This window comes from Stenotrophomonas lacuserhaii, assembly GCF_039674585.1.
Classification (GTDB): Bacteria; Pseudomonadota; Gammaproteobacteria; order Xanthomonadales; family Xanthomonadaceae; genus Stenotrophomonas; species Stenotrophomonas pennii_A.
In genome coordinates this window covers 59898-73217 of the sequence record NZ_JBDJNU010000003.1, presented here as the reverse complement: position 1 = coordinate 73217, position 13320 = coordinate 59898, and the positions used below count along the sequence as shown (strand labels likewise).

The following is a 13320-nucleotide window of genomic DNA, read 5'->3' as shown; positions in this document are numbered from 1 at the left end:
GCTGCCGTTGGGAACACGACGGCAACGCCGAGGGTGAGCAGTTGTCGGGTGCACATGGGCACGTCTCCTTGAACGAGGATCAGCCAGCGGGCGGGGTCAGGGGCGGGTATCCCGCTTCGGCAAGTGCGGCGAGGAACACGGCGGGCTCCAGCACCGTGTCCACGCTCACCGTCCGCGCTGCCATGTCGATCTGGATCCCTGCCGAAGGGTCGGCATCCAGCAGGGCGGCCCTTACCGGCTTGGCGCAGGAACCGCACGTCATCTGGGGAATGTGGAACTGAAGCATGGTCATCTCCTGGTGGGTTGGCACGCCGACTACTTTCGGCGTTGCCAACGTGGCAAGGTCAACCCGCTTCTTCAAAGTAATCGCGACGTCCTTGGCTTGCGTTCATGTGGTCGCGGATGCTGCCGACGGCACTCCGGTTCAACCTTTGCGCGGCAGGCTCCCGCGGGCACGCGGCGAAGCCGGCATATCCGTGCCGAAGCGCGGCGTCCTGCGCGGGGATGCCGCGGGGACGCTGTCTTTCCCGGCACCGACGGGCTCTGCGAGCTCTTCGATGATCGGGCAGTCGGGGCGATCGTTGCCGTGGCAGCTGCTGGCAAGATCACGCAGCGTGCGCGCCATGGCCTGCAGCCCGCTGATCCTGTCTTCCAGTTCGGCAACGTGCGCCAAAGCGACCCGCTTCACGTCCGCGCTGGCACGTTCGCCGTCACGCCATAGCAGCAGCAGCTCGGCGATCTGTTCCACCGTGAAGCCAAGATCGCGCGAGCGGCGGATGAAGCGGAGGGTGTGGGCGTCCTGCTGGGTGTAGCAGCGATAGCCGGCCTCCGACCGGGCGGCGGGCGGGATCAGCCCGATGCCTTCGTAGTAACGGATCATCTTGGCCGACACGCCGGAGGCCTTCGCTGCTTGTCCGATGTTCACGCTGGTTTCCCTTGCACGCTGTGCGGTCAGTATGGAGCACGCGCGAGCGGTGCGCGGAAGCGCTTCAGCCGCAGCGCGTTCACCAGCACGAAGATGCTTGAAAGGGCCATCGCCGCGGCGGCGAAAACCGGTGACATCAACGTGCCGTTGAAGGGATACAGGACGCCGGCCGCGACCGGGATCAGCACGGCGTTGTAGGCGAAGGCCCAGAACAGGTTCTGCTTGATGTTGCGCAGCGTGGACCGGCTCAGTGCGATGGCGTTGACCACCCCGCGCAGGTCACCGGCCATAAGCACCACGTCGGCCGCTTCGATCGCCACATCGGTCCCGGTACCGATCGCCAGGCCCACGTCCGCTTCAGCCAGCGCCGGCGCATCGTTGATGCCATCACCCACGAAGGCCACCCGTGCGCCATCCACGCGGAACCGCTTGAGCGCGGCCACCTTGCCATCGGGCAGCACTTCAGCCGCCACGTCGTCGATGCCAAGCTGGCGGGCGATCGCCGCTGCGGTAGCGGCGTTGTCACCGGTGATCATCGCAACGCGCAGCCCGAGCGCATGCAGCGCCTTGATCGCCTCCGGCGTGGTGTCCCGGATCGGGTCGGCTACCGCGATGATCGCCGCCAGGCGACCGTCGATCGCGGCATACAGAGGACTCTTGCCCTCCGCTCCCAGCCGCTGCGCGACCGGCAGGAACACGCTGGCATCCAGGCCCAGCCGGGCCATGAAACGGTCCGCTCCGACGGCCACCTGCTGACCGTCAACGGTTGCCGTCACCCCGAAGCCCGGGGTCGCATCGAAGCCTTCGGCCGTCCCGACGGCAAGCCCGTACCGGGTGGCAGCGGCCACGATGGCCTCGGCGATCGGATGCTCCGAGCGGGACTCCACGGCCGCGACCAGCGCCAGCACCCGGTCATGATCGAAGCCTGCGGCCGGTACCAGATCGGTCAGTTCAGGGTGGCCCTTGGTCAGCGTTCCGGTCTTGTCCAATGCCACCACGCTGACATCGCGCAGGGCCTGCAGTGCCTCGCCTTTCCGGAACAGCACGCCGAGTTCGGCCGCGCGGCCGGTGCCGACCATGATCGACGTCGGCGTGGCCAGCCCCATCGCACACGGGCAGGCGATGATCAGCACGGCCACCGCGTTGACCAGCGCGAAGGTCAGTGCTGGCGAAGGCCCGAATACCAGCCACGCCACGAACGTCAGCGCCGCCGCCGCCATCACCGCCGGCACGAACCACAGCGTCACCTTGTCCACCAGTGCCTGGATCGGCAGCTTGGAGCCCTGCGCCTGCTCGACCAGGCGGATGATCTGCGCCAGCACCGTGTCCGCGCCCACCCGGGTGACCCGGAAGCGGAACGCGCCGGTCCGGTTCAGGGTGCCACCCACTACCCCGGCCCCTACGCCCTTGGATACGGGCGCCGGTTCGCCGGTGATCATGCTTTCGTCCACCCAGGAAGCGCCTTCGACGACCTCCCCGTCCACCGGTACCTTTTCACCGGGCCGGACCGACACCACGTCGCCTGCCGCCACCTGGTCCAGCGGGATCTCCACGCTGGCGCCGTCGCGTTCTATCCGCGCGGTCCGCGGCTGCAGTCCGACCAGTCGCTTGATCGCCTGCGAAGTGCGTCCCTTGGCGCGCGCCTCCAGCGTGCGGCCCAGCAGGATCAGCGCAACGATCACCACGGCAGCTTCGAAGTAGACGTTCGCGGTGCCGGGCGGCAGCACCTGCGGGGCGAACGTTGCAACCACCGAGTAGGCATAGGCTGCAGAGGTACCGAGCGACACCAGCGAGTTCATGTCCGGCCCGCCGCGCAGCAGCGCCGGCACGCCCGCGCGGAAGAAGCGCAGACCCGGCCCGAGCAGGACCAGCGTGGCCAATGCGAACTGCAGGTACCAGCTGGTCTGCTGGCCGAGCGTATGCATCACCCAGTGATGCACGGATGGCACCAGGTGGGAGCCCATCTCAAGCACGAAGACCGGCAGACCGAGGACCGCGGCAAGCCACAGTGAACGACGCAGGCCCGCCGCTTCGGTCTCGCGGCGCGCGGCCTCCTGGTCTTCCGCCCCGCCATGCGCACCCATCACCGGATGCGCACGATAGCCGGCCTTTTCGATGGCACCTGCGAGCTGGCCGAGGCTGACCACCCCGGCAAGGTGGCGCACCTGGACGCGTTCGGTGGCCAGGTTCACATCGGCCTGGACCACACCGGGAACCTGTCGCAGGGCTTTCTCCACCCGCCCCACGCAGGAGGCGCAGGTCATGCCCTGGATCATCAGCGCGCTGCTTTCTTCCGCCACCGCATAGCCTGCCTTGACCACCGCATCGGCCACTGCCTGCGGGTCGGGCACGCCGTTGAAGGTGACCTGCGCACGTTCGGTAGCCAGGTTGACCACGGCTGCTGTCACGCCGGGAACCGCGTTGAGCGCGCGCTCGACGCGCGCGGCGCAGGACGCACAGGTCATCCCCGTGATCGGGACGCTCAGCGCCCCATTGGACGGGTCGCCTCGCCCGGAAGCGTCTGGAAGAACGGCCGAAGCCATGGCGTATACCTCGAAAGCCCAAGTTGCGGACAGCTTGGGGATTCCCACCGTGGGAAGGTCAAGGTGGCGCCTCCCGGCCGCGCCGACCCGGCGGGCCCGGCACACCGGAACCACCGGCTTTCAGTGCGGCGGCTTGTATTTACGCAGTTCCGTGGTCAACACGCCAACTTCCTGTACGGCCCGCTTGAGCTGGTCTTCGTCCAGGCCCAGCTCCTTCGCCCAGAAGCGCAGCTCCCATTCTTCGTTGATGTTGATCCGGTCCGGATCCTTCGGCTTGCCGCCCGGGGTCTGCACGGGTTTGGGTGGCTGGGTCACGGGGCTCTCCTGGGGCGGTGGTCCCGGAAAATCTAGCGGGCCGGCAGCGAAGGCGCCCTGCTTCCGGCGTCGCGGCGATGGCAACGCAGCGGCGCTTTTCGTCACCCGCGCTGAACCCTCGGGCAGGCCGTCAAGCGCGCGTGACCTGTGTGTCTACGCCTGTGCCCCATCCGCACACAGCTGCATCTCACCGCGTTGCCGGGCCAGGCGGCAGCATCCAGCTTCCTCATCCATGAGATCCGCGCCATGTCTTTCATCGTTCCCCTGCGTGCCACCGTCGTCGCCCTGGGCCTGATCGGCAGCAGCGCCGCCAGCGCACAGACGAGTGCAGCCCCTTCCCCCTCCAGCAGCGCCGCGTCCACCGCCAACGCTCCGTCTGGCGAACTGCGCCAGCAGCAGGCCCTGGGCGTGCTTTCGGCGATCAACCAGGCGGAAATCAACGCCGGGCAACTTGCTCTGTCGCGGGCCCAGACCGAACCTGCGCGACAGTACGCGCAGGCCATGATCCGCTCGCACACAGAAAACGAGAAGATGCTGGCGGCGTGGAAGCCCGACCGCAGCAGCGCACCGGCGCAGGCCAAGACGGCCGAGGCAAAGACCGAGGCCGCCGCACTGGCCAGGCACCAGGGCGCCGCGTTCGACACCGCTTACCTGCAGGCGATGGTGAAGGACCATCGCAAGGCGCTGCAGACGTTGGACGACAGCCTCCTGCCTGCGGCAACCGATGCCCAGGTGCGCGCCTTCCTGCAGAAGACGCGCGGGCACGTGGCCGATCACCTTGCCCAGGCCGAGCGCCTGGCCGGCACCCCGGCCACCGGCCGCTGATCGACGGAGTCGGCCATGCACGTACCCGATCCCCATGACAGCGATGCCGCCCGCCCGGCGCCGATCCGGCGGGCGATCACCCTCCAGGCAAGTGCCGAGCGCGTCCTGGATGCATGGACGGACCCGGCAGTGCAGTCCGTCCTGTTTACCGGCTTCGCCGATCTTCTCGAAGCGAGCGCGGAAGGCAGTCGTTGGCGGGTGAGCGCACCGCTGGGCCAGCATCCGCTTGTCTTCCTGCGTACCGTGGGGCGGTCCGCACTGCGGGTGCAGCAGGACGTGGAGGGCGACGCCGGCGTGCTGGCGTCGCTCTCGCTCACCGTCAGGCCCTGCCTCAACCGCGACGGCGTGGAAGCCGAACTGCAGGTGCGTTACGCGCCGGACGGCGTAGTCGAACGGCTGGCAGCGCGATTGCTGGATCCCGCCCCCGCGGCCTTGGCCGGGCAGATCCTGCGCCGCCTCCGCGCCGGCCTGGAAACCGGCGAAGTCCCTACCCTGCAGTCCAATCCGGCCGCACGTTGAGGCCGAACAGGAGATTCCCCCATCCATGCCCTCTGCTGGAATGGTGTCAACGACCTGCGGGTGGAAACCACCCCCGATCCGATCCTGGTCAACCCGGGTGATGCGATCATCAAGGTCGGCCTGAGCACGACCTGCGGCTCGGACCTGCATTTCATCGATGGCTACATCCCGGGCATGCGCGAAGGCGACATCATCGGCCACGAGTTCATGGGAACGGTGATGGAGGTCGGCCCGGCGGTCACCGCGATCCGTCCTGGCCAGCGCGTGGTGATCCCGTCCTTCATCTCCTGTGGCCGCTGCTGGCACTGCGGGCGAAACGAATTTTCGTTGTGCGACAACACCAATCCGAATGGTCACCTGCAGGAGCCCGTGCTGGGCTACCCCACTGCCGGGATCTACGGGTACACGCACGCCTTCGGGGGCTATGCCGGTTCGCACGCCGACTACATCCGCGTGCCGCATGCCGATGTCGGCTGCTTTGCCATCCCGGACGATGTCAGTGACGAAGATGCGCTGTTCCTGTCCGACGCCGGACCGACCGGATTCATGGGCGCGGATTTCTGTGACATCCGGCCCGGCGACGTCGTGGCGGTATGGGGCTGCGGCGCGGTGGGCCTGATGGCCCAGCTGAGCGCACGCCTGCTGGGCGCCGAGCGGGTGATCGGCATCGACCGCCTTGCCGAGCGCCTGGCCATGGCGCGGGACGTGGTGGGCAGCGAAACCCTCGACTACAGCGCCGTGGACAGCGTGCCCGACGCGCTACGCGAACTGACCGGCGGCCGCGGCCCCGACGCCTGCATCGATGCGGTGGGGATGGAAGCCCATGGCACGGGAGCCGGCTACGCCTATGACCGCGTGAAGCAGGCGCTGCACCTGCACACCGACAGGGGCCAGGCGCTGCGCGAAGCGATTCTGGCCTGTCGCAAGGGCGGCACGCTGTCGGTGCTGGGCGTCTACGGGGTCATGGACAAGTTCCCGCTGGGCACGCTGATGAACAAGGGCGTCACCGTGCGCACCGCGCAGCAGCATGGCCAGTACTACCTGCCCCGGCTGCTCGCGCTCGCCCAGCAGGGCGATCTGCTGCCGCGCTTCATGGCCACCCATCGCATGCCGCTGGAGGACGCGGTGCGTGGCTATGACCTCTTCAAGCACAAGAAGGATGGCTGCGTCCGCGCCGTATTCGTACCCGGCGCGTGACCCGCACCGGGACACCGGAAAAGCCCGGCCATGGCCGGGCTTTTTCAATGCATGATGGTTCCAGCGCTGCGCTCAGGGCTCGCGGGGCCGGCGCAGCACGGCGCCGGCGCCCACGCCAGCACCCAGTTCGGCGCCTGTCGCCGGTTCGATTTCCGGGTTGGACATCGTTCGCAGGGTCATTTCCTCCACTGCCGCCTGCTCGGCCGGCGTCAAGCCCACGGAGAAAGACCCGTCGCCGCCGTCCAGGGCCGCCTGCGCGTCGCGATCGGTGACCCGTTCCCACAATTCCCCGCTGTTCCAGCTGCCAACCTGGTCACCCTCGCCCTGGGACATATCCATGTACAGATCGGTGAACGCCGGATCGCCCGGCAGCTTGCCCGGCGGGAAGTTCGGCGTGATGCTGTAAAGGGCCTTTTCGAAGGACTTCTGGTGGGCCACTTCGCGGGTCATCAGGAAACGCAGTGCATCCTTGATGCCCGGATCGTCGGTCACGTTTATCAGTCGTTCGTAGACCAGCTTGGCGCGGGCTTCGGCGGCGATGTTCGATCGCAGGTCCGCGGTCGGCTCGCCGATGGAATCCACGTAGGCAGCAGTCCACGGTACGCCGCTGGAGTTGACCAGGGCTGGGCCGCCACCGTAGAGGATCTGCTCGGTATGGCTGGTGCTGTTCTGGCTGAGCAGCCGCATGTCCTCGACCTCGGCCATCGCTTCGGACTGCACGGCCTTGGGGCCCCTGTTCAACATCGCGATGATCGTACCGATGATCTCCAGGTGGCTGATCTCTTCGGTGGCGATGTCGTACAGCATGTCCTTGCGCCCGGGATCGCATTCGCCCAGTGCCTGGGTGAAATAGCGCATGGCGGCCGCCAACTCACCCTGCGGTCCACCGAACTGTTCCAGCATTAGGGTGGCAAGCGCTGGATTGCTTTCCCGCACGCGGACCGTGTACATCAGCTTTTTGTGGTGAAGAAACATCAGCAACTCCTCTGTTTGCGACGGCGCCGCAGCGTCTGCGCGGTGCGCGCACGCTGGGTCCGATGGCTCGACATTGATGGTGTGCGCCCAAGGCTTCCGGCCCACGCAACGAGGATGCGCGTGGCGCCCGTGCACGGCCGTGGATGGCACGTGGGCAACGCATGAGTGCTGGCGAGCGCGATGCTGATATGACGTTCACGAACGGGTCGCCAGCGCATTAAAAAACCCCGGCCATCGCCGGGGTCTTCCTTTCGCTGCTCCCGCGGACTGCTTACTTCTTCGCGGTCACGCCGGGGGTCGCGTCGCGCACGAGGAACTCTTCGGTAACTTCCGGGAGGTTCTCGAGCAGCCAGGCGGCCATCGCCTCTTCCTGGACAAGGATCTCACCGCACACCTGTGCGACTTCATGCTCGCCGGCCGTGCGCGCCGCAGCGATCAGCGAGGTGTAGCTGGCGATCTCGAAGCACTCGAACACATAGCCCGCCATCGCGCCCTTGACGATCTCGTCCGATGCGGTCATTCCGCCGATGGCCTGGCCCATCGCCGCCATCTTGCCCAGCGCATCCTTCACGATGGACGGCGACCCGCCCAGGTTGCTGATGCACTGTTCCAGGCGCTCACGCTGGCCCACCGTCTCCTGGATGTGTTCTTCGATGCGCGCCTTGAGTTTTGGATAATGATCGATCCGGCCTGCCTGTGCTTTCAGCATCTGCTCGGCCTGCTGTTCCATTGCATGGGCGTCACGCAGCCAATCCAGCAGGTTTTCCTTGATCTCTGTCATGTCGTTGCTTCTCCGCGGGTGGGAAGGGACAGCATGTCCGCAGGCCCGTCAACCAGCCGCCAACGGGCCGTGGAAAGCATGTCCTTTTACGGTGCAGGGGCCGTTAGCCCATGCGTGTCACGGTTGCTCACCCGCGCTTCGACCGTGATGAAAAAAGCCCGGCACCCACGCGCGGGGCGCTTCGGGTGCCGGGCCCAGGGAGGGGAGCTGCAGATTACCTCTGCTGGCGCCCGCCCTGCTGGCGACCTCCCTGCTGGTTGCCCTGGTTGCCGCCCTGGTTGCCACCGTCGTCCTGGCGCTGCTGGCCACCCTTCTGCCCGATCTCGGACATATGCTCACGGTCCTGGCTTACCGCCTCGCCGCCCTTGCGGCCGGCCTCGCGGGCTTGTTCCGAACTGAACTCATGTGCGTTGCCGGATTCATGCGCGGCACGTCCGCCCTGCGCGGCGATCTCGCGCTGCTTGTCTTCGTCCATGCCAGCGAAACCACGATTGGACTGGTTGTTGTTGTTTGCCATTTCGTTCTCCTGGATAGCGTAGAAGTCGGTGGAAGTACCGACGTGCAAAGCGTAGGCGGCACGGTTTGAAAACGCCGTCGAACGCATGACGATGCCACGTGACACCAGGCGCGGCAGTACTGCACGAGACGGTGACGCGGACGGCGATTGCCTGTGTGATCACGCAACCGCGCCGCCGCAGGCGTGCCTTCAAGCAGCATTGTCGGCGCACGCACGCGCTTGGCGCGCTGCAGACGCAGCGCGCATCCTGTGCAACACGGTCACGGAATCAACGTGCGCTGGAGGTTCCCGCACCTGCGTCACGGCCCAGCAGTCGGAAACCGTCGATGGCCTCGATGCGCCCCCGCCACAGCGAAAGCGCAGGGGCCATTGCATCTGCGCTGCCGGCTGCCGTGACGCGCACATCGATCAGGTGCAGATAGTCAGGTGGGTCGGTGCTGTCGTCGGCGTTGCGGCTGCCGTAGCGCGCCGCATGCATGGCGATGCTGTCGTGCGCGATCTGGCGCTGCGCCTGGTCGGCGAGGTCGAGCGCATCCGGAAACGCGCGCGCGAAACGTTCGAAGTAAGCCGTGCCCGAAACCAGGGTCCCGCTAATCTCCAGCCCATGCACATGCAGCACGATGCCAAGGCGCAGGTGCGGGCGATGGTTGACCAGGCTGACCAGTGATTGCAGGAACCAGTCGCCCGGGCGACTACCGCCCGCACCCACATCCGGCCACGCCCGGCTGGCCGGATCATTCGCGGCCGCATCCTCCACACGACGGCGCATCGGGTCCGTCATGCCACGGTCCCGGCGCGAATAGGAAACACGCAGGCGGTCAGCACCGCAGCGCCAGGTCGTCCGCGCGGCGTAGCGGACGGCGCTGCGTGCGCAGCAGGCGCGACGTGCTCATTCGGGACGAGGGATCGCAGCACGGGGTGGCGCATCCTTAAGCCGGGGTTGCAGTCACTATCGGCGGCGCCCGTCATACGGCACGTGGCCGGCAGGTAAGGAACGCATCAACCCCGGTGTCACGTGCCGTCACACTCCCTGCACGCGGTGTATCCGCGTGCGTTGGACGACCGTGTCCACACAGTGTGGTAACCCCCTGCGGCGGCATGATGCCCGGTATTGAATCGGTTGACACATCCACCAGACGGCGGCGAGCATGGCCACTATTTCTCAATTCGGGGCACACCGCGACATGGTGTCAGAAGGAAAATTCCACGTCGTCGGCATCGGTGCTTCCGCTGGGGGCGTAGAAGCGCTGGAGGGGTTCTTCCGCGGCGTTCCCAACGACACGGACATGGCATTCGTGGTTGTCACCCACCTGAATCCTTCACGCAGGACCCAGCTTCCGGAGATCATTGCGCGCTTCACCCCACTGCCCGTGGTGCAGGCCGAAGAGGGCATGCCGGTCGAACCCCGCAATGTATACGTGATGCCAGAGGACAGCGTGCTGGGCATCCGCGAAGGCAAGCTGACACTGCAGGATCTGCACGGCCATCGCGAGCCGAAGCCGGTCGACATCTTCCTGAGCGAGCTGGCCGACGATGCACAGGCGCTTGCGGTGGGCGTGATCCTGTCCGGCGGCGACGCCGACGGCACGCTGGGCCTGAAGGCCATCCAGGAAAAAGGCGGCATGACGCTGGCCCAGGTCGCGGACGGATTCGGGCCCCAATATGCGGACATGCCCGATTCGGCCATCCAGCTGGGCTTTGTTGATTTTGCATTGCCGGTTGAATCCATGGGGCCCAAGATCGCCGAGTTCGCCGCCAACATCGGCATGCTCGACCAGGCCATAGCCGGCGCGCGGACGCAGCGCTCCTCGGCCCAGGACGCCGATTCGGTGGCTGAGATCTACATGCTGCTGCGCAGCCAGGTGGGCCATGATTTCAGCGGCTACAAGACCCGCACGTTTTTGCGCCGCGTGCACCGGCGCATGCAGGTGCTTGGCCTGCGCGACCTCGGCGCCTACGTGGACGCACTGCGGAAGGATCCACAGGAACCGGGGCTGCTGTTCCGTGACCTGTTGATCAATGTCACCAATTTTTTCCGCGACCACGATGCCTTCAAGAGCCTGGAGGACAACGTCATCCCGCAGCTGCTGGCCAACCGCGGGCCCGAAGAAACGGTGCGCATCTGGGTACCTGGCTGCGCGACCGGCGAAGAAGTCTATTCGCTGGCGATCCTGATGCTGGAGCACATGGCGACGTTGCCGGTTGCCCCGCGCGTACAGCTGTTCGCCACCGATATCGATGATCGCGCGCTGGCCGTTGCACGCGCCGCGCGTTACCCGCGGCCGCTGTTGAGCGCGGTCAGCCAGGAGCGCCAGCAGCGCTTCTTCGTCCCTGACGGCGAAAGCATGGTAGTGGCCAAGCAGGTGCGCGAGCTGTGCATCTTCTCGCCCCACAGCGTGATCCGCGATCCTCCTTTCTCGCGCATCGACATGGTGTCCTGCCGCAACCTGCTGATCTATTTCGGCGCGGACGTGCAGGCGCAGGTGATCCCCACCTTCCACTATGCGCTGCGCCCGGAAGGCTTCCTGTTCCTGGGTACTGCCGAGAACCTGAGCCAGTTCGACGAACTGTTCGTGGCCGTGGACAAGCGCAACCGCATCTTCCGGCGCCGCAACGGCTCCACGCCAAGCGTGCGGCTGCCGATGTCGCTGATCCTGCCGCGGCAGCAGGCCGCGACCGACAGCAGTACCCGGCGCCTGCCCGCGGCCGGCTCCATGCGCCACAGTGCCGAATCGCAGGTGCTGGACCGCTATGCCCCGCCCCACGTGGTGGTGAGCAGCGAAGGCGACGTGGTGTACTTCTCCGGCCGCACCGGCAAGTACCTGGAAGTCCCGGCCGGCGCGCCCACCCGGCAGCTGCTCACCCTTGCACGGAGGGAGCTGCGGCTGGACCTGCGCACGATCTTCCGTGAAGCGGTGGAAAGCGGCCGCAGCGCCCAGCGCAGCGGGCTGGCGATGGAAGTGGACGATGGCCGGGTGCAACTGGTCAACATGGTCATCGAACCGCTCAACGAGCGCATGGGCAGCGAAGGCCTGTTCCTGGTGCTGTTCGTGGACCAGGGCCCGGCGCTGACCCGCGAAGAAGCCTCCGAACGCGCGATCGGCCAGGGCGGGGACCGTGCCGACCACGCCTCGCAGACCGAGCGCGAGCTGCATGAGACGCGTGACCGCCTGCAATCGCTGATCGAAGAATACGAAACCGCGCTGGAAGAACTGAAGTCCTCCAACGAGGAGCTGGTGTCGGTCAACGAAGAGATGCAGTCCACCAACGAAGAGCTCGAGGCCTCCAAGGAGGAGCTGCAGTCGGTCAACGAAGAGCTGCACACCGTAAACTCAGAACTGCACGGTAAGCTGGAGGCGCTGGACCGCGCCAACAATGACCTGGTCAACCTGTTCCGCGCGACCGAGGTAGCGACCGTGTTCCTGGATGAGCGGCTGGCGATCCGCTCCTTCACTCCCGCGGTCGAGTCCATCTTCAACATCCGCAACAGCGACCTCGGGCGGCCGATCACCGATCTGTCGGTCCGCGTGGCCCTGCCCGGCTTCGACGCCGACTTGCACCGGGCGCTGAAGGAAGAAGTGATGATCGAACGGCGTGCTTCCTGCGCCGACCGCGGCTGCAGCTACCTGGTGCGCGTGGGTCCGTACGTGGACGCCGCAGAACGTTCCAACGGCGTTGTGGTGACCTTCCTGGACGTCACCAGCCTGATGCGTTCGGAAGAGCGCCAGCAGATGCTCATCGCCGAACTGCAGCATCGCACCCGCAACCTGCTGGGCGTCGTGCAGGCCATCGCACTGCGCACCCTGGGCAAAGGCGAGGACGTTGCCGATTTCGGCCAGCGGCTGGCCGCACTGGGACGCGCGCAGAGCCTGCTGGGCGGTACGCTGGCTGGCGAAGTCGACCTGGGCGAAATGGTCCGCACGGAGCTGGCGTCGCTGGGCGTGCCCATGGAGCGCGTCAGCTTGAACGGCAATGCGATCGCGCTGAGCTTCGACATGGCCCAGACGTTCAGCCTGGCACTGCACGAGCTGTCCACCAACGCAACCAAGTACGGGGCGTTCAAGGTGGACGGCGGCCAGCTGCGGGTCGCGTGGGAACTGAAGGAGAACGAAGGCCAGCAGTGGCTGGCCCTGGCCTGGAAGGAGACCGGCGTTCCGATCGACCACGCGCCTTCCCGGACCGGCTTCGGGACGCAACTGATCGTGCACGCGATGTCGCACACGCTCAACGCCGAAACACGACTGGAGTATGCAAGCGACGGGGTCTTCTGCAGCATCGAGGTGCCCTACGACCACACACATTGACAGCCATTCGCGGACGGGGGGCCGCCTGGCGGGAGGTTGAGATGGGCAACGATATTCTGGCCGGATGCCGGGTGTACGTAGTGGAAGACAACTACCTGCTGGCCCTGAGCGTTTCCGAGTTCCTCGAATCGGCAGGCGCCGAGGTACTGGGGGTCACCAGCAAGCTGGCCGAAGCGCAGCGCTACGTGGCCGAGCACGACGACCAGATCGACGCGGTGCTGCTGGATGTGAACCTGCGCAGCGAGATGTCCTATCCACTAGCCGACCAGCTGGTTGCCCTGGACATCCCGTTCCTGTTCACCACCGGCTACGATGCCGCGGCCATCGACGCACGCTTCGGCGATCGCCCGGTGTGCAGCAAGCCGTTCGTTCCGGCGACCCTGTGGGAGATGGTCAGCGCGATCTGCACCCGGCACTGA

13 protein-coding genes are annotated in these 13320 nt (G+C 66.6%); 5 read left to right on the top strand and 8 right to left on the bottom strand.

The genetic code is table 11. The features are described from left to right. Nucleotides 1-79: 79 nt before the first annotated feature. From ABE522_RS01950 to ABE522_RS01935, 4 genes are all read right to left on the bottom strand, one after another. The gene (locus tag ABE522_RS01950; protein ID WP_346590193.1) at nucleotides 80-286 is read right to left on the bottom strand and encodes a heavy-metal-associated domain-containing protein; all 207 of its coding nucleotides are present in this window, start codon (nucleotides 284-286) and stop codon (nucleotides 80-82) included. A 138-nt stretch (nucleotides 287-424) separates the two neighbouring features. After that, nucleotides 425-925, bottom strand: coding sequence for a Cu(I)-responsive transcriptional regulator (gene cueR, locus ABE522_RS01945; RefSeq protein WP_346590192.1), 501 nt, complete (start codon nucleotides 923-925; stop codon nucleotides 425-427). Between the two features lie 26 nt (nucleotides 926-951). Further along, the gene (locus ABE522_RS01940) at nucleotides 952-3468 is read right to left on the bottom strand and encodes a heavy metal translocating P-type ATPase (protein ID WP_346590191.1); all 2517 of its coding nucleotides are present in this window, start codon (nucleotides 3466-3468) and stop codon (nucleotides 952-954) included. A 120-nt stretch (nucleotides 3469-3588) separates the two neighbouring features. Next, entirely contained in the window at nucleotides 3589-3762 is a 174-nt protein-coding gene (locus ABE522_RS01935) for a DUF3606 domain-containing protein (RefSeq protein ID WP_101100494.1), read from the bottom strand. 267 nt (nucleotides 3763-4029) lie between these two features. Here ABE522_RS01935 and ABE522_RS01930 point away from each other — a divergent pair, with 267 nt between their 5' ends. From ABE522_RS01930 to ABE522_RS01920, 3 genes are read left to right on the top strand one after another with little or no spacing between them, the layout of a single operon-like run. Next, nucleotides 4030-4608, top strand: coding sequence for a DUF4142 domain-containing protein (locus ABE522_RS01930; RefSeq protein WP_346590189.1), 579 nt, complete (start codon nucleotides 4030-4032; stop codon nucleotides 4606-4608). Between the two features lie 15 nt (nucleotides 4609-4623). Beyond that, nucleotides 4624-5127: a hypothetical protein gene (locus tag ABE522_RS01925; RefSeq protein WP_346590188.1), complete on the top strand. Its 504-nt coding sequence runs from the start codon at nucleotides 4624-4626 to the stop codon at nucleotides 5125-5127. Nucleotides 5128-5148: 21 nt separating this feature from the next. Beyond that, entirely contained in the window at nucleotides 5149-6324 is a 1176-nt protein-coding gene (locus ABE522_RS01920; protein ID WP_346590296.1) for a zinc-dependent alcohol dehydrogenase, read from the top strand. Nucleotides 6325-6396: 72 nt separating this feature from the next. Here the strand turns inward: ABE522_RS01920 and ABE522_RS01915 are convergent, their stop codons facing one another. The 4 genes from ABE522_RS01915 to ABE522_RS01900 all read right to left on the bottom strand — a co-directional run bounded on the left by ABE522_RS01915 (nucleotide 6397) and on the right by ABE522_RS01900 (nucleotide 9378). Beyond that, a complete protein-coding gene (locus tag ABE522_RS01915) occupies nucleotides 6397-7299 on the bottom strand; it encodes a manganese catalase family protein (protein ID WP_346590186.1) in 903 nt (300 codons plus the stop codon). 271 nt (nucleotides 7300-7570) lie between these two features. Next, nucleotides 7571-8080 (bottom strand): ferritin-like domain-containing protein, encoded by a 510-nt coding sequence (locus ABE522_RS01910; protein ID WP_101100490.1) that lies wholly within the window; start codon nucleotides 8078-8080, stop codon nucleotides 7571-7573. A gap of 214 nt (nucleotides 8081-8294) precedes the next feature. Then, nucleotides 8295-8597, bottom strand: a complete 303-nt coding sequence (locus tag ABE522_RS01905; RefSeq protein WP_346590184.1) for a KGG domain-containing protein — start codon at nucleotides 8595-8597, stop codon at nucleotides 8295-8297. 268 nt (nucleotides 8598-8865) lie between these two features. Next, nucleotides 8866-9378: a hypothetical protein gene (locus ABE522_RS01900; protein WP_346590182.1), complete on the bottom strand. Its 513-nt coding sequence runs from the start codon at nucleotides 9376-9378 to the stop codon at nucleotides 8866-8868. A 367-nt stretch (nucleotides 9379-9745) separates the two neighbouring features. On the opposite strand from ABE522_RS01900, the gene ABE522_RS01895 reads away from it, so the two are divergent. Beyond that, nucleotides 9746-12901 carry a CheR family methyltransferase gene (locus ABE522_RS01895; protein WP_346590181.1) on the top strand — a complete coding sequence of 1052 codons (3156 nt, stop codon included), beginning with the start codon at nucleotides 9746-9748 and terminating at the stop codon, nucleotides 12899-12901. Between the two features lie 41 nt (nucleotides 12902-12942). Continuing rightward, the gene (locus tag ABE522_RS01890; RefSeq protein WP_346590179.1) at nucleotides 12943-13320 is read left to right on the top strand and encodes a response regulator; all 378 of its coding nucleotides are present in this window, start codon (nucleotides 12943-12945) and stop codon (nucleotides 13318-13320) included.

Bases quoted from the DNA above. Each gene is read 5' to 3' on its own strand.
- ABE522_RS01890 (WP_346590179.1), top strand. From the start codon at position 12,943: ATGGGCAACGATATTCTGGCCGGATGCCGGGTGTACGTAGTGGAAGAC.
- ABE522_RS01905 (WP_346590184.1), bottom strand. From the start codon at position 8,597: ATGGCAAACAACAACAACCAGTCCAATCGTGGTTTCGCTGGCATGGAC.
- ABE522_RS01910 (WP_101100490.1), bottom strand. From the start codon at position 8,080: ATGACAGAGATCAAGGAAAACCTGCTGGATTGGCTGCGTGACGCCCAT.
- ABE522_RS01940 (WP_346590191.1), bottom strand. From the start codon at position 3,468: ATGGCTTCGGCCGTTCTTCCAGACGCTTCCGGGCGAGGCGACCCGTCC.
- ABE522_RS01925 (WP_346590188.1), top strand. From the start codon at position 4,624: ATGCACGTACCCGATCCCCATGACAGCGATGCCGCCCGCCCGGCGCCG.
- ABE522_RS01915 (WP_346590186.1), bottom strand. From the start codon at position 7,299: ATGTTTCTTCACCACAAAAAGCTGATGTACACGGTCCGCGTGCGGGAA.
- ABE522_RS01950 (WP_346590193.1), bottom strand. From the start codon at position 286: ATGCTTCAGTTCCACATTCCCCAGATGACGTGCGGTTCCTGCGCCAAG.
- ABE522_RS01895 (WP_346590181.1), top strand. From the start codon at position 9,746: ATGGCCACTATTTCTCAATTCGGGGCACACCGCGACATGGTGTCAGAA.
- ABE522_RS01900 (WP_346590182.1), bottom strand. From the start codon at position 9,378: ATGACGGACCCGATGCGCCGTCGTGTGGAGGATGCGGCCGCGAATGAT.
- ABE522_RS01930 (WP_346590189.1), top strand. From the start codon at position 4,030: ATGTCTTTCATCGTTCCCCTGCGTGCCACCGTCGTCGCCCTGGGCCTG.